Source organism: Stenotrophomonas sp. YJH_SMC_120, from assembly GCF_059368675.1.
In genome coordinates this window covers 19,260-41,467 of sequence record NZ_JCAFRY010000007.1, presented here as the reverse complement: position 1 = coordinate 41,467, position 22,208 = coordinate 19,260, and the positions used below count along the sequence as shown (strand labels likewise).

Below are 22,208 nucleotides of genomic sequence, written 5' to 3'. Positions count from 1 at the left end.
ACCATGCCCGCGCTGCAGAGCACCCGTCAAGCGAGCCAGACCCCGTGGTTCGACAGTGAGCCGGCGGCGGCGCTGCGCGTTCTGGAACGGCAGTTGCTGCTTCCGCAGCTGTCGGCGCTGCCCGCGCAGCCCTGGCTGTGGATCGCGCCGAGTGCGGCCTGGCTGGAGGATGCGCAGCTGGGTGGGCGCGGCCTGCGCCTGTACCGGCAGGGGTCGGGACCGGGCTATGACGGCGATACCCGCTGCGGGCTGCCCTTGCCTTTGGCCAACGAGAGCGTCAATGCGATCGTGCTGCAGCATGTCACCACCGGCGATGCCGACCTCCTGCTCGACGAGTGCGAGCGCGTATTGATGCCGGGCGGCCATTTGTGGCTGAGCAGCCTCAATCCGTTCAGCCCCTACCGCACGCACTGGCGGCAACATGGGCTGGTGGTGCGTACGCCGCAGCGGATCCGCCTGCTGCTCGGCCGCCATGGCCTGGAGTGCGACGATATGCGCTACCTCGGCCCGCTCTGGCGCGGTGCCGGCAGCCGTCGCCCGGGAGGCTGGGCGCCATTGCGCGCGGCCTGCCTGTTCCATGCGGAGAAACGCACGCTGGCCCTGCCCGGGCCGAAACCGCTGCCGGTGCGCTGGCACGGCACCGTTGCTACCTGATTCTGGAGCTGTATTGAAAACCATCGAAATCCACACCGACGGATCCTGCCTCGGCAATCCCGGCCCCGGCGGCTGGGCTGCGTTGCTGCGCTACAAGGGCCACGAGCGCGAGCTCAGTGGCGGTGAAGCGCACACCACCAACAACCGGATGGAGCTGATGGCGGCCATTTCCGGGCTGGAGACGCTGACCGAGCCGTGCAACATCGTGCTCTACACCGACTCGCAGTACGTGCGGCAGGGCCTGACCCAGTGGATGCCCGGCTGGATCCGCAAGAACTGGAAGACCGCTGGCGGTGATCCGGTGAAGAACCGCGAGCTGTGGGAGCGCCTGCACGCGGCCACGCTGCGGCACCAGATCGACTGGCGTTGGGTGAAGGGCCACTCCGGCGACCCGGACAATGAGCGGGTGGATACCCTGGCCCGCAACGCGGCGATCCAGATCCGCGACGCCAGCCCGGTAAACTGAGCCCATGCGTCAGATCATCCTCGATACCGAAACCACCGGCCTGGAGTGGAAGAAGGGCAACCGCATCGTCGAAATCGGCTGCGTGGAGCTGTTCAAGCGCCGCCCGACCGGCAACAACTACCACCAGTACATCAAGCCGGACTGCGAGTTCGAACAGGGCGCCCAGGAAGTCACCGGACTGACCCTGGAGTTCCTCGATGACAAGCCTGAATTCGCGCAGATCGCCGATGAGTTCCTGGCGTTCATCGATGGCGCCGAGCTGATCATCCACAACGCGGCGTTCGACCTTGGCTTCCTCGACAACGAGTTGTCGCTGCTGGGGCCGCAGTACGGGAAGATCACCGACCGCTGCACGGTCATCGATACCCTGGCGATGGCGCGTGAGCGCTTCCCGGGCCAGCGCAACTCGCTGGATGCGCTGTGCAAGCGGCTGGGCGTGGACAACTCGCACCGTGCGCTGCATGGCGGCCTGCTCGATGCGCAGATCCTGGGCGATGTCTATATCGCACTGACCTCGGGCCAGGAAGAGATGGGCTTCGGCTTGGGCGATGACGATGGCGGCGGTGCCGGCGCGGCGTTGCAGGCTTTCGATACCAGCAAGCTGCTGCCGCGTCCGCGCGTGGTGGCTACGCCGTCGGAACTGGAAGCGCACGCTGCGCGGCTGGAGCGGCTGCGCAAGAAGGCCGGCCACGCGCTGTGGGATGGCCCGAAGGTGGAAGAGCCCGCCAGCGCGTAATACATCGAGGTAGTGCCGGCCGCTGGCCGGCATCGTCGTGATACGAGGTTCCCCGGGTGAGCCGGCCAGCGGCCGGCACTACCGCCTCCACGCATGGCGTGGCTCTACCGGTTAATGGCAGCGCACCAGGATCACGCTGATGTTGTCACGGCCACCGCCATCGAGTGCGGCGGCGACCAGCGTATCCACGCATTCCTGCGCGCTGGCATCTTCGAATGCCAGGGTGCGGGCGATGCCGCGGTCATCCACTTCCTCGGTGAGACCGTCGCTGCACAGCAGCAGCTGCATGCCCGGACGCAGCTCACCACTGGTGGTGGCCACGTTCAGGTGGGCTGGATCGGTCACGCCCAGTGCCTGGGTGACCACGTTGCGATGCGGATGCGCGCGGGCCTGTTCGGCGGTCAGGTTGCCCTGCGCGACCAGTTCCTGCACCACGCTGTGGTCCTGGCTTAGCTGCGCCAGCTGGCCGTCGCGCCACAGGTAGGCGCGGCTGTCGCCGACCCAGGCCACTTCATAGCGGTTGCCCTGCACACGCGCGGCGACCACGGTGGTGCCCATCGGCAACGTGTCGTTGCGCCGGCGCGAGGCGCGGATGATCTCTTCGTCGGCAGTGCGGATGGCCTGTGCCAGCGGTGCGCCGCGGCGGATCTCGCGCACGATGGTTTCGCGTGCCAGTGCACTGGCCACTTCGCCGCAGGCATGTCCGCCCATGCCGTCGGCCACCAGCCACAGGGCCAGCTCGCTGTCACCGTAGTAGGTGTCCTCGTTGAGCTCGCGGCGCATGCCGGGGTGGGTGAGGTGTCCGAATTCGATCATGGTAGGCAGGGCGGGGTATTGCCGGGGGAGACAGGCATCATCGGGTGGCCGCAGGCATCCGGCAAGGCATGCGCCCAGGAAATTTTCAGTTCGTTGGCCGGAATGACTTGTCGTCGGCCTCACTTCCTCGTATGATGCGCGTCCCCGGTCCGCCGGGGACCACCCGGAGAGGTGGCAGAGTGGTTGAATGTACCTGACTCGAAATCAGGCAGGCGTTTATAGCGCCTCGGGGGTTCGAATCCCCCCCTCTCCGCCAGATAAAAGAAAAGGGCTGCCTTTCGGCAGCCCTTTTCTTTTATCTGGCGCGGGACACGACGCGCGTTTCGCGCGCCGCCCCACACGTTGCGTGGCAACGCGTGGGCCCCTCCCTTTGCCTGCCTCTCCCCGCCCCTGTCGGGGCAGCCCCTCAACAGAGGGGCTTGTTTCACCCGGCGATTCCCTGTGTGGCGGATGCAAGTCATTGCTTGGATGAGTTCGGTGATCATCCCCTCGACTGGAGAGGGCTGCCGAAAGGCAGCCTTTCTTCTTTCATCAGGCGCGGGAACGCGACGCGCGTTTCGCGCGTCGCCCCACACGTTGCGCCGCTCGTTGCCCGCTGGGTGCATCCACGCACGGCGTGGAAGGCAAGGCCATTCGCACAGGGTGGGGACCGATGCCCCGTGCGAATGGCGTGTGCTCAGAACGTGTAGCCCAGCCCCAGCTGTATGCCGTTCTGGGTCTGGCCGTCGCGCCGCTCGCCCACGTAATCAACCATCACCGACAGGCGCTTGCTGGCACGGCTGGTCACGCCCAGGTTCCAGGCCAGGACCTGCTCACCGACGGGCTGGCTGCTGGCACTGAACAGCAGGTCCGGGGCGGCGGCGAAGCCGTTGCTGTAGCGGGCCTGGGTATCGCCCAGCTCCTTCTGCCAGACCACGCGGGCCCGCGGGGTGATGCGCTCGCCGTTGTTGCCGTCGAAGGTCTTGAACAACTGCAGGCCGGCGCCTACGCGGATGCTTTCCAGGCTGCCACTGCGGCCGATGAGTGCGGCTGCGTCCTGGCCTTCGTTGAAGTGCGTGGCCGAGGTGCGCATGTAGTCGATCACCGGCAGCAGCGGCTGTATCACCAGGCCGTTGCCGGTGGTGAACGAGAACGCATGCTCCACGCGCGCGGAAATCGCGTCGTTGCTGTACTTCGCACGCACCGGTGCCTGCAGGCCCTCGATCCCCTCGATGCTGCGACGGGTATCGTGGCGAAGATCGGTGTAGCGGACGGCGGCGGACAGGTAGCCGCGCGAATAGAGCGCGTCCACGTAGCCGCCGATATCCAGCGCGCGGACATCGCCGCTGAATCCTGCACCTTCGCTGGACCGGGTCGACATGTCGGCCGCGGCAAGGCTCACGCCCAGTGTCACGCGGTCGTCTGCCAGACGGGTATCGGCACCAAGCGCGATGCCGCCGATGGTGTGGTTCAGGCCGGCGACGCCCGCACCACCCTCGATACGGCCATGGCTGCCGAACCCGCGCGCCCAGAAGCTGCAGTTGTGTCCGGCGTCGCCCGCATCACTGCCTGCATCTGCCGGTGCGACCAGGTGCATCGCCAGCTGGTTGAACAGGCGACTGCCGGTCGTTGCCGATTGCGCCGAGGCGGTCTGCGCGGCCTGTGCTGCCAGGCCGTCCGCATCGCCACCGCTGCGCGATGCTGCCTGGTGCTGCTGCACGACGTTGCCGATGCTGCCGACCAGTGCGGTATCGGCCAGGCGCAGGCTGGCATGCGCGTCGCCGCGCAATGCTCCCGCCTGGCGCGCGATGTCATCGCGGTCAGCGAACTGCAGGGCACCCAGCAGTCCGCTCATCGAGGAGGTGCGCTGCGCAGCGGCCTGTTGCAATGCGATGCCCAGACCGTCGCCGGATGCGGCGTTGCCGAACAGGCGTGTGTCGTCGAAGGAGGGATTGGCGGTCAGCCACAGGCCGCTGCCGGTCTGGTTGACGGTGAAGCTGAGCAGTGAATTGTGGCGAGGGCGGAATACGGCGCCGGGAGCGGTGAGGTCCACCGCGCTGCCGGCCTCGCCACTGCGCTCGACGTACTGGAAGCGCCCTTCGATGAAGTCCGACACCGGTGCTGCGCGGGTCAGGGTATCGGGCGTAGCGGTGCGGCACCACAGGCCAGCGTACTCACCGTTCGACGCGCTGCAGGGGGCGATGGGCAGCTGCAGGGCGCTGGCATCCACCTGGGTTCCCACCAGGTGGTTCTGCTGCCCGGCCGGGAAGAACGCCTGCTTGACGTCCAGCGTCAGCCTGGCGGCGGGGGCAATGCTCAGCACGGCGCGGTTGATGTTGCCGAACAGGTTGTAGTCCCCCGCCTGCCGGTCCTCATCGACCAGGAAGTAGCGGGCTTCTTCCAGCGTCAGTGCCGGTGCAGTGCGCTGGCTGTCGACCTGGAAGGCCAGGTTCGCACCGTCATTGAGGTTGATGTAGCGACCCTTGCCGATCCGGAAGCGCTCGCTGGTGAACACGTCGTCGCCACCCGGTGCGAGTGCTTCCAGCGAGTAGGGGCGCATGACGATGCCGGACGGCGCGAGCGTTCCGCCCTCGTTGATGTCGATCGTGGCATTCAATGAACCGTGCCCGGTCAGCACGCCGCCGCGTTCGATCACGGTCAGGCTGCGCAGTGCGCCCTGCTGCAGTTCGATGCGCCCGCCATTGCGGGCGCCGATGGCTTCGGCGTGGTGGATCCAGCCATTCTGCTGCAGGCGCAGGGTGCCGCCATCGGCGACCACATACTGGGCGGCGGAAGCGGTATCCAGCGACCAGACCCCGCCCTTGCCGATACGGATCACACCGAAGGCGTCGTCCAGCCGGATGTCCGGGGCCGACTGCTGGAAGTAGCGCAGGTTGGCCAGCGCATTGGTGTAGCGCCCGCGCACGGCCAGGTTCGGATTGAGGTCTCCGCTCACGTCCTTGTCGACGGAAAGCACGTCGCCGGTCTGGACGTAACCGGCTTCGGTGACGACGCGATCACTGTAGAAGGTCACACCGGGATACGCGGTGCAGTTGCCTGCCGCGCTCTGGTCGCGGGTCGGGCAGAAGCGCGTGGCCACGGCCGCCACGTTCGGGTCGAAGTAGCGCAGGAAGCCCGACTGCTGGGTCAGTTCATAGTGCGCCTGGACGATGCGCGCTTCGATGACCGCGAAGTCGGTCGGGCCGAACATGTCCCGGTAATACTTGATGTACTTATCCTGCCCCGGGTAGGGGGTAGGACCGTTCGGGCCGGATTCGCCATGGATGCCCAGCACCGTCTCCGTGTAGTTGCCGTGCGTCGGCAGCAGGCCGAACTGCGTGACCTTGCGCTTCACGCCGGCAACGAAGGCGTCGGCGCAGGCCGAGTAGCAGCCGCCGTCCAGTACGGTATCCAGCCCGTGCTGGCGGATGATGGCACCCATGCCCACGCCACCGGAGGCGGCCCCGCCCGGCGAGTTGCGGAACACCACCTGGCGGAGCGGCGTACCCCGGGCCTGCGCGGCCAGGATGTAGGCCTCCAGCGTCTGCGGATCGGTCGCCAGTACGTTGCCGGTGTAGTAGAGCGTGTCTCCATTCACGTGGAACGCACTGGCATGGGCCTGCGGCGAGGCAGCGATGCCGAGAAGTGCTGCAACAAGGGCACTGCCGAGGACGGTGGCGCGACGGGTGGGGAGGGCGGGATATCGATGCATGCGGAGTTCCACGGAAAGGAGTGAAGTGCGGTTGCCGCCCCTTTTTCGCTGCATGAACACGCTGATGCGGCGTGGTTTCAACACGTTGCGGCGTGGGCAGGGCGGGTCGCGCGCGCTCGGCCGTTGGACTGGCCGGGCGAGGAGGGCGACAGGCCGCCTCTCCAGACCGCTAACGCAGCTGCGGGGGGATCTCCCCCAGTCATCGCGCTCGGCTGACCCTGCAGGCGCCGGGGCGCAGCGTTTGCGCCGCGCGGGTTACCATGTATGCATCACCTGCTGGAGCCTTCCCCCATGAGCGCTGAAATCCTTGTCCCCGTGTCCTTCGGCGAGCTGCTGGACAAGATCTCGATCCTGCAGATCAAGTCCGAGCGCATCAGCGACGAGGGCAAGCTGGCCAACGTGCGCAGGGAGCTGTCGGCGCTGGAGCAGACCTGGATGGCGCACCCGGCGGCGGTGAAGGACATCGCCAAGCTGCGTGCCGAGCTGAAGGCGGTCAACGAGCAGCTGTGGGACATCGAGGACGACATCCGCCTGAAGGAAAAGGCGCAGGCGTTCGACCAGGGCTTCGTCGACCTGGCGCGCAGCGTCTACCTGCGCAACGACGAGCGTGCGCGCATCAAGAAGGCGATCAACCTGGCGCTGGGCTCGGCGTACGTGGAAGAGAAGTCCTACCAGGATTACGCGCAGCGCGCGTAATCCCGGCGGCCAAAAAGGGGAGATCCACGCCACGCGTGGATGAAACCGCTGGGCGCAGGCCAACGCCCGGCCGGCCAATCACCCCAGATGATCGGCCACGTAACGCTCGAAAGCCGCGATGCCGTCTTCGACAGTGATCAGTTCCATCACATCGTCGAACTCGATCTTGGTGCCCCATTTCAGATCGGCAGCCTGCTTGGCCAGGTACTTGCGTGCGGCGTCGTCGTAGCGGTCCACGCAGTAGCGGCGGTCCGAGTACGGTCCGCTGCGGTTCGGGTTGCTGGCCGCATGCAGGCCCAGCACCTTGGCGCCCATCGCGTTGGCGATGTGCATCGGGCCCGAGTCCGGAGTCATCACCAGGTTGGCGCGGGCAAGCAGGGCAGGCAGCTGCTTCAAGGTGTCCTTCCCGACCAGGTCCAGCGCCGGCGTGAGCAGTTGTGCCTGGATGGCATCGGCCATGCTGCGCTCCAGTTCGCTGCGGCCACCGCACAGCACCACCTGCCAACCACGCTGCGCGGCGTGGTTGGCCACGGCTGCATAGCGGTCTGCATACCAGTTGCGGCGCACGTGGCTGGAACAGGGCGAGATCATCAGCACCGGGCGCCCATCGTCCTGCCATTGCGCAGCGGCCCAGTCATATGCGGACTGTGGCACGGCCAGGTCCCAGCTGACCTCGGTCTGGCGCAGGCCCAGCGGCTCGCAGAAGCTGCCGATGGCATCCAGCACATGGACGCCGGGGCGGTCTGGAATGCGCTCGTTGATGAAGAGCCCGTGCAGGTCCTTGGAACGGCTGCGGTCGTAGCCGATGCGTCGCTCGGCGGGAATGAACGCCGACAGCAGGTTGGCGCGGAACGCCACCTGCATCTGCAGCAGCGCTTCAAAACGCCCCGGTGGCAGCTGTTTGCGCAGCTCCTTGACCCCTGCCATGCCGCTCTTCTTGTCGTAGGCGTGGAAGGTGACGCCGGGCAGGCCATCGAGCAGTTTGTGGCCGACCTTGTCGATGATCCAGTGGATCGGCGTGTCCGGACGCGCAGCCTGCAGGGTGCGCACCAGGGGCACCACGTGGGTGACATCGCCGAGTGCGGACAGGCGCAGGAGGCACAAGGAGGAGGACGCTGATGCCATGTGTTGTTAGACTCAATGAAATGGTCGCATTCGACGCCAATGAAGCGCTGACGCCATGCCGCGAGGGTCGCGGCATCGGGGCCATTCTGTTCGACCGCGAGCGGCTGCGGCAAGCCGAGGTTGGCCTGTTCTCGCCCCAGCACTGGGGCAGCAAGGCCCGGCCGGTCGGCGAGGGCGGCCGCGGCAGCGCCTGGTTCATCGATGCGCCGTTCGGCGCCAGCGTGCTGCGCCACTACCTGCGCGGCGGCCTGGCAGCGAAGATCAGCCATGACCAGTACCTCTGGCGTGGCTCGGACCGGACCCGGAGCTTTGCCGAATTCCGCCTGATGCGCGCCCTGCGCGAGAAGAAGCTGCCGGTGCCCAGGCCGATCGCCGCGTACTACATGCGCGAAGGCCTGCGCTACCGGGCGGCAATCCTGATGGAGCGGATCGAGGGCGTGCGCTCGCTGGCCGACCGTGCGCTGGTCGCCGGACGGGGCGCGCCCTGGGAAGAGACCGGGCGGCTGATCGCCCGCTTCCACCGTGCCGGCCTGGACCATGCCGACCTCAACGCGCACAACATCCTGTTCGATGGCAACGGCCATGGCTGGCTGATCGACTTCGACCGCGGGGTGATCCGCATTCCGGCCACCGCCTGGCGCGAACGCAACCTCAAGCGCCTGCTGCGCTCGCTGATCAAGCTGCGCGGCGAGCGCAGCGTGGAGGACGTGCAGAAGGACTACGCGCGGCTGAGGCGCGCCTATGACATGGCCTGGAACCGGGGCACCTGATGGGCTGGTCGTTGCGTTTCCTCGGCGTCGGCAACGCGTCGGCGGTCGAGCTGGGGTCGCCGATGTCGGTGATCGAGCGGGACGGGCGGCCGTGGCTGACGATCGACTGCGGCGGCGAAGGCCTGACCGCGTTCAAGGCGCACTACGGGCACATGCCGCAGGCACTGTTCGTCACCCATGTGCACCTGGATCACGTGGCCGGTTTCGAGCGGCTGTTCGTCGATACCTTCTTCAGTACGCAGCGCCGCGGCAAGGTGCGCCTGTATGTGCCTGCCACCGTGGTGCCGCTGCTGCACAAGCGCATCGGTGACTACCCGAACGTGCTGGCCGAGGGCGGTGCCAACTTCTGGGATGCCTTCCAGTTGATCGTGGTGGGCGAAGCGTTCTGGCACGAGGGCGTGCGCCTGGAAGTATTCCCGGTACGCCACCACTGGCCGGAGACGGCGTACGGCCTGCGCCTGCAGGGCGCGCTGACCTGGAGTGGTGATACCCGGCCGATTCCGGAGATGCTGGCCCGCTTCGCCAATGACAACGAACTGATCGCCCACGACTGCGGCCTGCACGGTAATCCGTCGCATACCGGTGTGGACGACCTGGAGCGCGAGTACAGCTCGGAACTGCAGGCGCGGATGATGCTCTACCACTACGCCAACGTGGCTGATGGCGTGGCGCTGGCCGCGCGCGGCCACCGCGTGGCGCAGCCGGGGCAGTGCGTGGCGCTGGCGACCCCCACTGCACCGCACGTGCTGGCGCAGGATCCGCCGTGAGCGGTGCCGGCCAGCCCGCCGACGCGGCGCTGGCCGCCGGACTGGAGGTGCTGGAGCGCGCGCTGCATGCGCCTGCGGTGCGGGCCGATCCTGAGCGCCTTGACGCATTGCTGGACGAGGATTTCAGCGAGATCGGCAGTTCCGGGCAATGCTACGGCCGTGATGCAGCCTTGCAGGAGATCCCGTTGGAGCGCGCGCAGGTGCTGATCGAATCGGAACAGTACGCGGCGTGGTTGCTGGCCGACGGTCTGGCCCAGGTGCGTTATCGCAGCCGCCATTACCTCGACGGCCAGCCGCAAGGCTGGGTGCTGCGCAGCTCGCTGTGGCGCCGGCACGGGGATGGATGGCGCATGCTGTTCCACCAGGGCACGCCCGAGGCACGGTAGGACCGGGCCATGTCCGGCGAAGGGCGCCAACCAGGGTTGGCACCTGCCAGGGGCGGGGCGTCGCCGGAAAAGGCGATGGCCCCGCCGGCTGACCTCGGCGCCCGCGTCGATCGATACCGTTGCTGCCTTCCGGCCCTGGCGGGGTTTTCGACCTAGCGTCGCGAGGGGCCGACGGGGCCACCATAGAGACGTCGGCCGCCCGGAGGGCAGCCAGTTCACGGACCAGGGGAAGCAGCGCGCGATGCGCCAGAGACCACAGCCGGACTGCGCATCGGCTGGCCGATGGCAGACGCGTAGTCTAGCGCAGGCAGGTGCATCGACGCCAGCTTCACGCGCTGAATCCGCTGTAACCCGTTCCCGCCCATGGCGGCCCGGGCCACCCGCCGTTGCTAGAATGCCGGCCAGGAGGAACGGCCTCCCCCACATCGGGAATCAAAGACCAGGACGGCCTGGCCCTACCAAGAGGAGGGCCGTCATGGCCTGGATCTATCTGTTGTTCGCCGGCCTGCTGGAAATCGTCTGGGCCGTGTCCATGAAGCAGTCCGAAGGCTTCACCAAGCTCACCCCCACCGTGGTCACGATCGTCGGCATGATCGCCAGCTTCTGGTTGCTGGCGGTGGCCATGCGCAGCCTGCCGCTGGGCACCGCCTATACGATCTGGACCGGCATCGGCGCGGTCGGTGCGTTCGTGGTTGGCATCGTGTTCCTCGGCGAGCAGGTCAGCCCGATGCGGATCGGTGCAGCGGTGCTGATCGTTTCCGGCCTGGTGCTGATGAAACTCTCGAGCAGCTGAATGATTTACTTATGGCGGGGAAAGGAATCTCCGCTTCCAGCAGGTATATGCATTTTCGGCAAGACCATTTTGTCCGCCCGTTTTATTTGACGTACGTCATGAAAATAACGAGCGTGATTCACATGCCGCTGGCACCGACGGTCGCACAGTGCCGCCATTCGTCGGGCGAAACCGGGGAGTTTTCGCCTTGAGGGACACGCTGTCGTACCTGTCACCGGGTGCGACCGCGTGAAGATGTGAAGATTTTCAGGAGTTAATGCCTTCAAACCTTGTTTCCGTATCGGGAGCCGGGGTGGGCCGCATTGTCTCCAAAAAAACCTGCCAGCTGTGCCATCCGGTCTTTTCATGGAGATTTACCGATGAACCGCATTTACCGTCTGGTTTTCAATCGTGCCCTTGGGGTAATGCAGGTTGCTTCGGAGGTCGCCCGGAATCCCGGCGGAAGCGCGGTCAGCGCAGGGCGGGTGCCGCGATTGCGGGCGCACCAGCTGGCGGTGGCTTTGGCCGCCACACTGGCCAGCGGATCGGCGTTTGCGGCCTGCACTACCGCAGGTACGACGGTGACCTGCGCCACCGGCTCCAATACCAATTCGCTGACCAACAGCATCAACGGCGTGACGCTGGATATCCAGACCGGCGCCGCGCTCAGCGTGCTGCCGGTCGTTGGCGGAAGTGCAGTGAATTTGAGTGGTAATGGCATCACCGTGAACAACCAGGGCACGGTCGATCCCACGATCAACGGTGGCCTGAGCCTGGCGGCGTCGGGCATGGTGCTGGGCAACAACACCGTCGGTGGAAACACCATCAGCGTCAACAATCAGGCAGGCGGGGCGATCAAAGGCCTGGTCAACATCGGCTCCATCTTCGGTTTCGGCGGACAGGCGCTGGTGGTGCAGAATGCTTCCGGCGGTGTCAGCAACATCGTCAACGCCGGTAATGTGGACATGTCGATCTTTGGTGCAGGCCTGTTGACCACGGCCGATGCGGCATCGATCGTCAGCTACGGTGGTGCGCAGACCACTCTCGACAACACCGGCACCATTACCGGCCGCATAGGGTTCCAGGGTTCGGCCACGGCGGGGGCCGGCAATACCTTCCTCAACGCAGGAACCATCAACGGCAGTGTGAACCTGGGCAGTTCGGTCACCGGGAACACCTTCACCGCCGTGTCTGGTTCCAGCGTCAATACCGCCGGTATCGGCGTGGCCGGGCAGGTCGGCGCGCTTGCGGTGAATCTGGCCGCGGCCGGCATCGTCGACGGTGGTTCGGCGTCCAACAACAGCCTGGTGCTGCAGAACAGCGCCACCGGCCCGGGCAGCGGTACCGGTGGGGTGGTGACCACGCTGGGCTGGAACCAGTACATCAACTTCCAGAGGCTCACCGTCAACAGCGGTACCTGGAACCTGCAGGGCGCGTGGGCGGGTGCAGGCACGACCACGCTCAATGATGGTCTGGTCAATTTCAATAATGCCGGTTCCTTCGGCACAGGGCTGTTCACCGCCAACGGCGGTGCCATCGCCTCCTCCACGGCCGGTCTGAATCTGGCCAACGCTTTCAGCCTTGGTGGCAATCTGTCACTCGCGGGGACCAATGCGTTCAGCCTGGGTGGCGTGCTGTCCGGTACTGGCGGGCTGACGGTCAACAACACCGGCATCGTCACGCTCGGCGGCGCAAACCTGTTCTCCGGCGGCGTCAACCTCAATGCCGGCGGCCTGGTACTGGGGAGTGCCGGTGCACTGGGCAGCGGCAACCTGACCGTGGGTGGCAGCGCTTCGTTGGATACGACGGCGGGCTTCACCCTGGGCAACAATCTGGTGATCAATGGCGGGGGCTCGCTGAACCTGCTGGGCAGCAATGCGTTGTCATTGAACGGTTCGATCTCCGGTGCCGGCAACGTGACCAAGAACGGCGCCGGCACTCTCACCTTGAACGGTGCCAATGCGCTGACCGGCAGTTTCAACCTGGCCGGAGGCGCGTTGGCGCTCGGCGCGGGCGGCAGCCTGTCACCCACGGGTGCGATGACGCTGGGCGTTGGCACCACGCTGGACCTGACGGCAGCGGCCAACCAGACCATCGGCTCGTTGGCCGGCCTCGGCGGCACGGTCAATCTGGGCAGCCACACTCTGACCTTGGGCGGGCTGGGCGACACCAGTTACAGCGGCACGTTCGGCGCCGGCACGGGTGGCCTGATCAAGCAGGGCATCGGTGTGCAGACCCTGTCCGGCGTAAACAACCTCAGCGGCGGTGTTGCGCTCAACGCCGGCGGCTTGTTGCTGGGCAACGTGGCAGCGTTGGGCAGCGGCACGCTGTCCGTCGGCGGCAATGCCACGCTGGATGGCACGACCGGGTTGGCGTTGACCAATGCCGTCAACCTCGGTGCCGGGGCCAGCCTGAATCTGCTGGGCAACCAGGCGCTCACCTTCAACGGCGTGATCGGTGGCGCTGGCGGCCTGATCAAGAATGGCGCGGCAACCCTGACGCTCAACGGCGCCAATACGTTCGGCGGCGGTCTGGCGCTCAACGCCGGCAGTCTGGTGCTGGGCAATGGCGGTGCACTGGGAGCCGGCGCATTGAACGTCGGCGGCGCGGTATCGCTCGACGCCAGCACCGGGCTCACCGTGGGCAATGGCATCACACTGGGCGCCGGCGGTTCGCTCAATGTGCTGGGCTCGAACGCGCTGACGCTGGGGGGTGTCATTGGCGGGACCGGCAGCCTGGTCAAGAACGGCGCTGCCACGCTGACGCTGGGTGGTGCGAACACCTTCACCGGCGGCTTGGCGATCAATGCCGGCAAGGTCGCGGTGGGCAGCGGCGGCAGCCTGGCTGCCGGCGGTGCGGTCAGCCTGGCCGGCATGGGCGCTGACCTGGACATCTCGCTGGGTGGCAACCAGACCATCGGTGCACTGTCCGGCATCGCCGGCAGCACGGTGACGTTGGGCAGCAGCACGCTCACCTTCGGTGATGCCACCAACCAGACCTTCGCCGGCGTGATCGGCGGCACCGGTGGCCTGGTCAAGCAGGGCAGTGGCGTGCAGACGCTGACCGGCGCCAACACCTTCAGTGGTGGGTCGAATCTTGCGGCCGGCGGCCTGGTGCTGGGCAACGCCGGCGCGCTGGGAAGCGGTGCGCTGACGGTCAGTGGCAACGGTTCGCTGGACACCACTGCAGCACTCAACCTGGGCAATGCGATCAACCTTGGCGCGGCATTGACCCTGCCGGGCAGCCAGAACCTGGCCCTGGCCGGCAACATCACCGGCACCGGCAGCCTGGTCAAGAATGGCGCGTCGACACTGACCTTGAACGGTACCAACACCTTCAGCGGTGGACTGAGCGCAAACGCCGGCAGTCTGCTGCTGGGCAACAGTGGCGCACTCGGCACCGGGACGCTGGGCATTGGCGGCAGCGTCTCGCTCGATGGCGGCGTCTCGCTGAACCTGCTCAACAATGTGTCCCTGGGCGCGGGTGCCGCGCTGTCGCTGCCGGGCTCGCAGGCGATCACGCTGGGTGGCGTGGTGTCCGGTGCTGGCAGGCTGGTGAAGAATGGTGCCACCACCTTGACCCTCAACGGCGCCAACAGCTTCGGTGGTGGGCTCACCGTCAACGGCGGCGGCGTGCTGCTGGGCAATGCCGGCGCACTGGGTACCGGTGCGCTGTCGGTGGGCGCCAATGCCACGCTGGACAGTTCGGTAGCGCTGAACCTCGCCAACAACCTCAACCTCGGCGCCGGCGCGGCGCTGGATCTGCTGGGTAGCCAGAACGTGTCGCTGGGCGGTCTCATCAGTGGTACTGGCAGCCTGGTCAAGAACGGTACGGCGACGCTGGCGTTGAACGGCGCCAATACGTTCAGCGGGGGCGTCGGCCTCAACGCGGGTCTGCTGCAGCTGGGCAATGCGCAGGCGCTGGGTACCGGCCAGCTGGACGTGGGCGGCAACGCTTCGCTGGAGGCCACAACGGCGCTGGCGCTGGGCAACAACATCGGTCTCGCTGCCGGTGCCAACCTTTCCGTGCTGGGCAGCAATGACCTGACGCTGGCCGGTCCGGTATTCGGTGCCGGTGGGCTGATCAAGGACGGCACGGCGCGGTTGACGTTGTCGGGCGCCAATACCTACAACGGCGGCACCACCATCAACGCCGGCACGCTGGCGCTGGGCGCAGGCGGCAGTCTCGCCGCAGCCGGTACGGTGAATCTCGCCGTTGCGGGCGCGACACTGGACATCTCCGCCGCCGGTGCGGCACAGACTATCGGCGCGTTGAATGGCGTGGCGGGCAGCCAGCTGGCGCTGGGCGCGCAGTCGCTGACCTTTGGCGGTGCCAGCAATGGCAGCTTTGCCGGTGTGATCGGTGGTACCGGTGGCTTGGTCAAGACCGGCACGGGCGTGCAGACGCTGTCCGGTGCAAACACGTTCAGTGGTGGCCTTGCGCTCAACGCGGGCGGGTTGGTGCTGGGCGATGCAGGTGCGCTTGGTACCGGTGCACTGGGTATTGGCGGCACCACCACGCTGGACAGCACGGTGGCATTGAATCTGGCCAACGCGGTGAACTTCGGTGCCGGCACCCAGCTCGCCCTGGGCGGAACCAGTGACGTTGCATTCGGAGGCGTGCTGAGCGGCAACGGCAGCCTGGTCAAGAATGGTGCGGGCCTGCTGACCCTCAACAACACCAATACCTTCGGTGGCGGCCTGACCTTGAACGGTGGTGGCCTGGTGGTCGGCGCGAGTGGTGCGCTCGGTACCGGTGCGCTGGCGGTCAATGCCAGCACCACGCTGGATGCGGGCACTGCACTGACACTCGGCAATGCGGTCACGCTGGGCTCGGGCGTCGCACTCACGCTGCCCGGCAGCAATGCGCTGACGCTGTCCGGCGTGGTCGGCGGCAATGGCAGCCTGATCAAGAATGGCGGCACCACGCTGACGCTGTCCGGTGCCAACACCTACACCGGCGGTACCACCATCAACGCCGGCACGCTCGCGTTGGGTACGGGTGGCAGTCTCGCCGCAGTCGGTGATGTCACGCTGGGCGCAGGCGCTGGCTTCGATATCTCCGGCGCCGGCAGCAACCAGACCATCGGTGCACTCAACGGAGCGGGGGGAAGCACGCTGACGCTGGGCGGCAATTCGCTCACCTTCGGTACGGCCGGCAACGCCGCGTTCGATGGCGTGATCAGCGGCGGTGGTGGCCTGGTCAAGGTGGGCGCGGGCGTACAGACCTTGTCCGGCGCCAATACCTTCGGTGGTGGCGTGACGCTCAATGCAGGCGGACTGGTGCTCGGCAATGACGCAGCGCTGGGCACGGGCGCATTGACCGTCGGTGGTGCTGCCACGCTGGATACCACCGGCCTGGCAACGCTGGCCAACAACATTGCGCTCAATGCCGGGCTGACCGTGCTCGGGACCCAGGCACTCACACTCAACGGCGTCCTTTCCGGGGCCGGCAGCCTGACCAAGAATGGCAGCGCGACGCTGACCTTGAATGGCGCCAACACCTACACCGGTGGCACCAACATCAACGCCGGCACGCTGGCGCTGGGGGCCGGTGCCAGCCTGGCGGCGAGCGGTACCGTGAACCTCGCCACCGGCGCCACGCTGGATCTGTCTGCCGGCAGTGGCACGCAGCAGTTCGGCACGCTGGTCGGCAACGGTACGGTGAACCTCGGTGCCAACTCGATCGAGGTCGGCGGCGCCACCAATGGCACCTTCAGTGGCTCGATCGCAGGCACGGGGGGCCTGACCAAGGTCGGTGCGGGCATCGAGACGCTGACCGGTGCCAATACCTACACCGGCGGGACCTTCATCAATGCCGGCACGCTGGCGATTGGTCCCGGTGGCAGCCTGGCCGCCACCGGCGCGGTGACGCTGAGCGCCGCAGGCACCGGCTTTGATATCTCCACCGCAGGGGCCAGCCAGACCATCGGGGCGTTGAACGGCGTGGCGGGCTCGACGGTGAGCCTGGGGGCACAGACGCTGACACTCGGTGGCGTTGGCAACAGCCTCTTCGATGGCGCTATTTCCGGCACCGGTGGCCTGGTCAAGAATGGCGCCGGGATTCTCACTCTGGGCGGTGCCAATCTCTTCAGCGGTGGCGTTGCACTCAACGGCGGTGGCCTGGTGGTTGGCAACAACGCTGCGCTCGGCAGCGGTGCGTTGACGGTCGGAAGCAACGCAACGCTGGACGCATCGACCGGTGCCAGCCTGGCCAACAACATCAGCCTGGCAGCGGGTGCCAATCTTGATCTGCTCGGCAGCCAGTCGCTGGCACTGGGCGGTGTGATCTCGGGTACAGGTGGGTTGATCAAGGACGGTGCGGCCACGGTAACCCTGAGCGGTGCCAACACCTACACCGGTGGTACCACCATCAACAGCGGCACGCTGGCGATCGGTGCTGTGGGCAGCCTCGCCGCAACCGGCGCGGTGAACCTGGCCGGTACCGGTACGCTCGACATCTCCGCGGGCAACCAGACCATCGGTTCGCTGGCCGGCGTGGCAGGCAGCACGGTGGCGCTGGGCGGCAGCACGCTGACCCTGGGCGGCACGGTGGACAGCATCTTCAACGGTGTGATCGGCGGCAGTGGTGGCCTGATCAAGAACGGCGCGGGCGTGCAGACGCTCAATGGCGTCAACACCTTCAGCGGTGGCGTGGCGCTCAACGCCGGTGGCCTGGTGGTCGGCAACAATGCTGCGCTGGGCACCGGTACGGTGACGGTCGGAGGCGCTGCTACGATCGATTCGAATACTGCGGCCATCCTTGCCAACACCTTCGTCCTCAACAACGCGTTGACCGTGCTGGGCAGCAACAACCTGACCCTCAATGGCAGCCTGAGCGGCACCGGCAGTCTGACCAAGGAGGGGGCAGCCACGCTGACCTTGAACGGCACCAACACCTACACCGGCGGTACCAACATCAACGCCGGTACGTTGGCACTGGGCGCGGGCGCGAGCCTTCACGCCAGCGGCATCGTCAACCTGGCCTCGGGTGCGACCTTCGATCTGTCGGCGGGTAGCGGCACGCAGCAGTTCGGTACCCTGATCGGCAACGGTACGGTGAACCTGGGTGCCAACACGCTGACGATCGGAGACGCCACCAATGGCACGTTCAGTGGTTCGGTGGCCGGCTCCGGTGGCCTGATCAAGGAAGGATCGGGTACCCAGACCTTGACCGGCACCAACACCTTCACCGGTGGTACCACCATCAACGCCGGCACGCTGGCGATCGGCGCCGGTGGCAGCCTGGCTGCCACCGGTGCGGTGAACCTGGCCAACGCCGGTACCGCCTTCGACATCAGTGCGGGAGGCGCGCAGGCCATCGGCTCGCTGGCCGGCGTGGCGGGTTCGGCAGTGGCGCTGGGCGGCAGCACGCTGACGCTCAATGGCGTGGGTAACAGCACGTTCGCCGGTGACATCACCGGCACCGGTGGCCTGGTGAAGAACGGCGCCGGCATACAGACCCTGAGCGGTAACAATACCTTCAGCGGCGGCGTGGCACTCAACGCCGGCGGCCTCGCCCTGGGCAACAACAATGCACTGGGAACCGGCGCGCTGACCGTAGGCGGCAACGCCAGCCTGGATGGCACCAGTGCGCTGACGCTGGCCAACACCGTGCAGCTGGCCAGCGGCACGCTGACTCTGGCCGGCAGCAACGCGCTGACCTTGAACGGACCGATCAGCGGTGCCGGTGGCTTGCTGAAGGATGGCGCGGCGACGGTCACCCTGGGCGGTGCCAGCAGCTATACCGGCACCACCACCATCAACAGCGGCACGCTGGCGGTAGCAGCCGGCGGCAGCCTGTCCGGTGCCAGCACGGTGAACCTGGCCGGCACCGGTACGCTGGACATCAGTGCCGGTGGCAACCAGAGCATCGGTGGCCTGGCCGGCGTGGCCGGCAGCACGGTGGCGCTGGGAGGCGCAACGCTGACTACCGGCGGCAACAACGCCAGCACCGTGTTCGCTGGCGTCCTCAGTGGCACCGGCGGCCTGGTGCAGGGAGGTACCGGTACGCTGACCCTGAGCGGCGACAACACCTATACCGGCGGTACCACCATCAACGGTGGCAGCACCCTGCAGATCGGCAACGGTGGCAGCACCGGTTCGGTGCTGGGCGACATCACCAACAATGGCAGCCTGGTCTACAACGTCGGCACCACGGCAACCGTGGGCGGTGTGGTCAGCGGCAGTGGCAGCCTGACCCAGGCCGGCAGCGGTACGCTGGTGCTGACCGGCAACAACACCTACACCGGCGGTACCACCATCAATGCCGGTGGCACATTGCAGGTCGGCAACGGCGGTGCAACCGGCGCGATCGTCGGTGACATCACCAACAACGGTGCGCTGGTATCCAACGTGGCCGGCAACACCACGCTCGGTGGCACCATCAGCGGTAGTGGCGGCCTGACCCAGGCCGGCAGCGGCGTGCTGGTGCTGACCGGCAACAACACCTATACCGGCGGCACCACCGTCAATGCCGGTGGCACCCTGCAGGTGGGCAATGGCGGTGCGACCGGTGCGATCACCGGCAACGTTGCCAACAACGGCAGCCTGGTATTCAACGTGGGCGGCAACACCACGGTCGGTGGCGCCATCAGCGGCAGCGGTGGCCTGACCCAGGCCGGCAGCGGCGTGCTGACCCTGGTCGGCAACAACACCTATACCGGTGGCACCACGATCAATACCGGCGGTACGCTGCAGGTCGGCAACGGCGGGGCAACCGGCGCCATCGCTGGAGACATCACCAACAATGGCGCGTTGATCTCCAGCGTGGCCGGCAACACGCAGCTGGGCGGCACCATCAGCGGTACGGGTGGCCTGACCCAGGCGGGCAGTGGGTCGCTGGTGCTGACCGGCACCAACACCTACACCGGGGGTACCACCATTAACGCCGGCGGCACGCTGCAGCTGGGCAATGGCGGCGCGACCGGCTCGATCATTGGCGATGTCACCAACAACGGCACGCTGCTGTCCAACGTGGCCGGCAACACCACGCTGGGCGGCACCATCAGCGGCAGCGGCGGCCTGACCCAGGCCGGCAGCGGCACTCTGACCGTGACCGGCAACAACACCTACACCGGGCCGACCACGATCAATGCAGGCGGCACGTTGCAGGTCGGCAACGGCGGTGCGACCGGCGCGATCGGTGGCAACGTCACCAACAACGGCAACCTGGTGTTCAACGTGGCCGGCAATACCACGGTCGGTGGCGCCATCAGCGGCAGCGGTGGCCTGACCCAGGCCGGCAGCGGCACGTTGATCCTGGGCGGCAACAACACCTATACCGGTGGCACCACCATCAACACCGGCGGCACGTTGCAGGTCGGCAATGGCGGCGCCAGCGGCGCGATCGCCGGCAACGTCAGCAACAACGGCAGCCTGGTGTTCAACGTGGGCGGCAACACCACCGTCGGAGGTACCATCAGCGGCAGTGGTGGCCTGACCCAGGCCGGCACCGGAACGGTCACCCTGACCGGCAACAACACCTACACCGGCGGCACCACCATCAATGCCGGCGGCACCGTGCAGGTCGGCAATGGCGGCGCCAGCGGCTCGATCACCGGCAACATCACCAACAACGGTGGCCTGGTCATCAACACCAGCGGCACCACCACGCTGGGCGGCACCATCAGCGGTGGTGGCAGCATCGTGCAGGCAGGCCCGGGCGGCCTGAACCTGGGCGGCAACAGCGGCGGCTTCAGTGGCACCGGCCAGGTCACCGGCGGTGGCCTGAATGTCACCGGCAACATCGGTGGCCAGTGGACCATCGGCAGCGGTACCACGCTGTCCGGTACCGGGACCATCGGTGGCACGGGTGGCGGCGTGACGGTGTCCAGCGGCGGCATGCTGTCGCCGGGCAATGGCCCGGGCAACGGCAGTGGTGCAGGCAATGGCACCGGCACGATCACGGTGGGCGGCAACCTGACGTTGTCGCCGGGCAGCACGCTGGGCGTCGATCTGGGTGCCAGCGGCAGCGACACGGTGCAGGTGGGCGGCAGCGCCAACGTGGGTGGCAGCATCGTCAAGGTGAATACCATCTCGCCGAACACTAGCTACCAGCAGGGCCAGCAGTACACCGTGATCAACGCGGGTGGTGGCGTCAGCGGGCAGTTCGCTTCGGCAACCTCGCCGTCGGCCTTCCTGACCATCACCCCGGTCTATACCGCGAACACGGCCAACCTGCAGATCGACGTGGCGCAGACCGCGGCATTCACCACGGCGGCGAAGACGCGCAACCAGTACAACACCGCTGCAGCGCTGGACAGCCTGCCGCAGAGTGGTCCGGCACTGGGCCTGTACAACACGCTGCTGATGTATGACGCGGGTACCGCGCGTGCGGCGTTCGACCAGTTGTCCGGCGAGGTACATGCGGTCAGCCGTGCGGTGCTGCTGTACGACAACTACCTGGAAGAGGGCATCCGCCAGCGTCTCGGCAGCGAACTGCCGACCGTGCGTGGCGAGCGTGCCTCGGCCTGGCTGGCCGGCAGCGGCAAGGTGTTCCGCCAGGACGGTGACGGCAACGGCGACGACATCCGCTCCAACCGCAATGCACTGATGGCGGGCGTGGACTGGCAGCTGGGCGAACACGTGGTGCTGGGTGCGGCCGCAGGCAACGAGCGGCTGGATACGCGCCTGTACGATCGCAGCTCGCGGGCCCGCCTGCGCGGCAACACGTTCGGCCTGTATGCGCAGGGCCAGTGGAACAACGGCTTTGCGGTCGGTGGCAGCGTATCGCGCGGTGACTACCGCACGCGTACCACGCGTGAGGTGCCGCTGCTGGGCCAGACCCTGTACAGCCGCCAGGACTCGGATGTGACCATCGCGCAGGTGGAGGGCAGCTGGACCTGGACCCATGGCAGGACCCAACTGCAGCCGTATGTGCAGTTCACCAGGCACTGGGTCGACAGTGATGGTGCGGTGGAGCAGGGCGGCACGGCTGCGCTGGTGCTGGAAGGCGGCAAGGACACGCTCAATGTCAGCACCGTGGGCGTGCGCGGCCGTTGGGATGTGGGCAGCGGCGAGCGCTTCCCGGCGCAGCTGACGGTTGGCCTGGGCTGGCAGCATGCATCGGGTGATACCGATGTGGCCAGCCGCAACCGCTTCGCGGTGGGCGGCAATGCCTTCGACGTCTACAGCGCGGTGATGGCACGCAATGCGCTGGTCAGTCAGGTGGGCGTGGCGGTGGGCCTCGGCCGCAACAGCCAGCTGTCGATGTTCGTGCAGGGCCAGCACGGCGATGGCCGCCGCGACGTGGGCGGGCAGATCAACCTGCGTGTGGGCTTCTGAGGAGAGTCGGGCGACGTTGGATCCACGCCTGCGTGGATCCAGGG

General features: G+C 67.0%; 12 protein-coding genes, 1 tRNA gene and 1 other RNA gene. 10 read left to right on the top strand and 4 right to left on the bottom strand.

The features are described from left to right. The first annotated feature begins 3 nt into the window (after positions 1-3). The 3 genes from AC5P60_RS10790 to dnaQ are packed head-to-tail and all read left to right on the top strand — an operon-like array spanning position 4 to position 1,856. The gene (locus AC5P60_RS10790) at positions 4-654 is read left to right on the top strand and encodes a class I SAM-dependent methyltransferase (protein ID WP_049397081.1); all 651 of its coding nucleotides are present in this window, start codon (positions 4-6) and stop codon (positions 652-654) included. Positions 655-667: 13 nt separating this feature from the next. Continuing rightward, entirely contained in the window at positions 668-1,120 is a 453-nt protein-coding gene (gene rnhA, locus AC5P60_RS10785; protein ID WP_005408275.1) for a ribonuclease HI, read from the top strand. Between the two features lie 4 nt (positions 1,121-1,124). Then, on the top strand, positions 1,125-1,856 hold the full coding sequence (dnaQ, locus tag AC5P60_RS10780; RefSeq protein ID WP_483693513.1) for a DNA polymerase III subunit epsilon: 732 nt from the start codon (positions 1,125-1,127) through the stop codon (positions 1,854-1,856). A 111-nt stretch (positions 1,857-1,967) separates the two neighbouring features. Here dnaQ and AC5P60_RS10775 read toward each other — a convergent pair whose 3' ends face one another. Continuing rightward, entirely contained in the window at positions 1,968-2,672 is a 705-nt protein-coding gene (locus AC5P60_RS10775; protein ID WP_005408277.1) for a PP2C family protein-serine/threonine phosphatase, read from the bottom strand. A 165-nt stretch (positions 2,673-2,837) separates the two neighbouring features. Here AC5P60_RS10775 and AC5P60_RS10770 point away from each other — a divergent pair. Then, positions 2,838-2,928: transfer RNA gene (locus AC5P60_RS10770), tRNA-Ser, on the top strand. A gap of 420 nt (positions 2,929-3,348) precedes the next feature. Here the strand turns inward: AC5P60_RS10770 and AC5P60_RS10765 are convergent. Next, complete coding sequence (locus AC5P60_RS10765) at positions 3,349-6,363, bottom strand: autotransporter outer membrane beta-barrel domain-containing protein (RefSeq protein WP_495201739.1); 3,015 nt, start codon at positions 6,361-6,363, stop codon at positions 3,349-3,351. Between the two features lie 291 nt (positions 6,364-6,654). On the opposite strand from AC5P60_RS10765, the gene AC5P60_RS10760 reads away from it, so the two are divergent. Continuing rightward, complete coding sequence (locus AC5P60_RS10760) at positions 6,655-7,059, top strand: DUF6165 family protein (protein WP_005408281.1); 405 nt, start codon at positions 6,655-6,657, stop codon at positions 7,057-7,059. 78 nt (positions 7,060-7,137) lie between these two features. On the opposite strand, the gene AC5P60_RS10755 is transcribed toward AC5P60_RS10760, so the two are convergent. Then, entirely contained in the window at positions 7,138-8,184 is a 1,047-nt protein-coding gene (locus AC5P60_RS10755; RefSeq protein ID WP_012479274.1) for a glycosyltransferase family 9 protein, read from the bottom strand. Between the two features lie 20 nt (positions 8,185-8,204). Between AC5P60_RS10755 and AC5P60_RS10750 the strand changes: the two genes are divergently transcribed. From AC5P60_RS10750 to AC5P60_RS10740, 3 genes are read left to right on the top strand one after another with little or no spacing between them, the layout of a single operon-like run. Beyond that, positions 8,205-8,954, top strand: a complete 750-nt coding sequence (locus AC5P60_RS10750; RefSeq protein ID WP_012479275.1) for a 3-deoxy-D-manno-octulosonic acid kinase — start codon at positions 8,205-8,207, stop codon at positions 8,952-8,954. Continuing rightward, positions 8,954-9,721 (top strand): MBL fold metallo-hydrolase, encoded by a 768-nt coding sequence (locus tag AC5P60_RS10745; protein WP_483693511.1) that lies wholly within the window; start codon positions 8,954-8,956, stop codon positions 9,719-9,721. Before AC5P60_RS10750 ends, AC5P60_RS10745 begins: the two co-directional genes overlap by 1 nt. Beyond that, a complete protein-coding gene (locus AC5P60_RS10740; RefSeq protein ID WP_049402792.1) occupies positions 9,718-10,107 on the top strand; it encodes a nuclear transport factor 2 family protein in 390 nt (129 codons plus the stop codon). The genes AC5P60_RS10745 and AC5P60_RS10740 overlap by 4 nt, the downstream gene beginning before the upstream one ends. Positions 10,108-10,185: 78 nt before the next feature. On the opposite strand, the gene ffs is transcribed toward AC5P60_RS10740, so the two are convergent. Then, positions 10,186-10,282, bottom strand: an RNA gene (gene ffs, locus AC5P60_RS10735) — signal recognition particle sRNA small type. A gap of 300 nt (positions 10,283-10,582) precedes the next feature. On the opposite strand from ffs, the gene AC5P60_RS10730 reads away from it, so the two are divergent. Both AC5P60_RS10730 and AC5P60_RS10725 read left to right on the top strand, forming a co-directional pair. Continuing rightward, complete coding sequence (locus AC5P60_RS10730; protein ID WP_005408286.1) at positions 10,583-10,900, top strand: DMT family transporter; 318 nt, start codon at positions 10,583-10,585, stop codon at positions 10,898-10,900. A gap of 359 nt (positions 10,901-11,259) precedes the next feature. Further along, positions 11,260-22,164 carry an autotransporter-associated beta strand repeat-containing protein gene (locus AC5P60_RS10725; protein ID WP_483693510.1) on the top strand — a complete coding sequence of 3,635 codons (10,905 nt, stop codon included), beginning with the start codon at positions 11,260-11,262 and terminating at the stop codon, positions 22,162-22,164. Positions 22,165-22,208 lie beyond the last annotated feature (44 nt).

Coding starts and splice junctions, on each gene's coding strand:
- AC5P60_RS10790 (WP_049397081.1), top strand. CDS start 4: ATGCCCGCGCTGCAGAGCACCCGTCAAGCGAGCCAGACCCCGTGGTTC.
- AC5P60_RS10775 (WP_005408277.1), bottom strand. CDS start 2,672: ATGATCGAATTCGGACACCTCACCCACCCCGGCATGCGCCGCGAGCTC.
- AC5P60_RS10725 (WP_483693510.1), top strand. CDS start 11,260: ATGAACCGCATTTACCGTCTGGTTTTCAATCGTGCCCTTGGGGTAATG.
- AC5P60_RS10760 (WP_005408281.1), top strand. CDS start 6,655: ATGAGCGCTGAAATCCTTGTCCCCGTGTCCTTCGGCGAGCTGCTGGAC.
- dnaQ (WP_483693513.1), top strand. CDS start 1,125: ATGCGTCAGATCATCCTCGATACCGAAACCACCGGCCTGGAGTGGAAG.
- AC5P60_RS10730 (WP_005408286.1), top strand. CDS start 10,583: ATGGCCTGGATCTATCTGTTGTTCGCCGGCCTGCTGGAAATCGTCTGG.
- AC5P60_RS10745 (WP_483693511.1), top strand. CDS start 8,954: ATGGGCTGGTCGTTGCGTTTCCTCGGCGTCGGCAACGCGTCGGCGGTC.
- AC5P60_RS10765 (WP_495201739.1), bottom strand. CDS start 6,363: ATGCATCGATATCCCGCCCTCCCCACCCGTCGCGCCACCGTCCTCGGC.
- AC5P60_RS10750 (WP_012479275.1), top strand. CDS start 8,205: ATGGTCGCATTCGACGCCAATGAAGCGCTGACGCCATGCCGCGAGGGT.
- AC5P60_RS10755 (WP_012479274.1), bottom strand. CDS start 8,184: ATGGCATCAGCGTCCTCCTCCTTGTGCCTCCTGCGCCTGTCCGCACTC.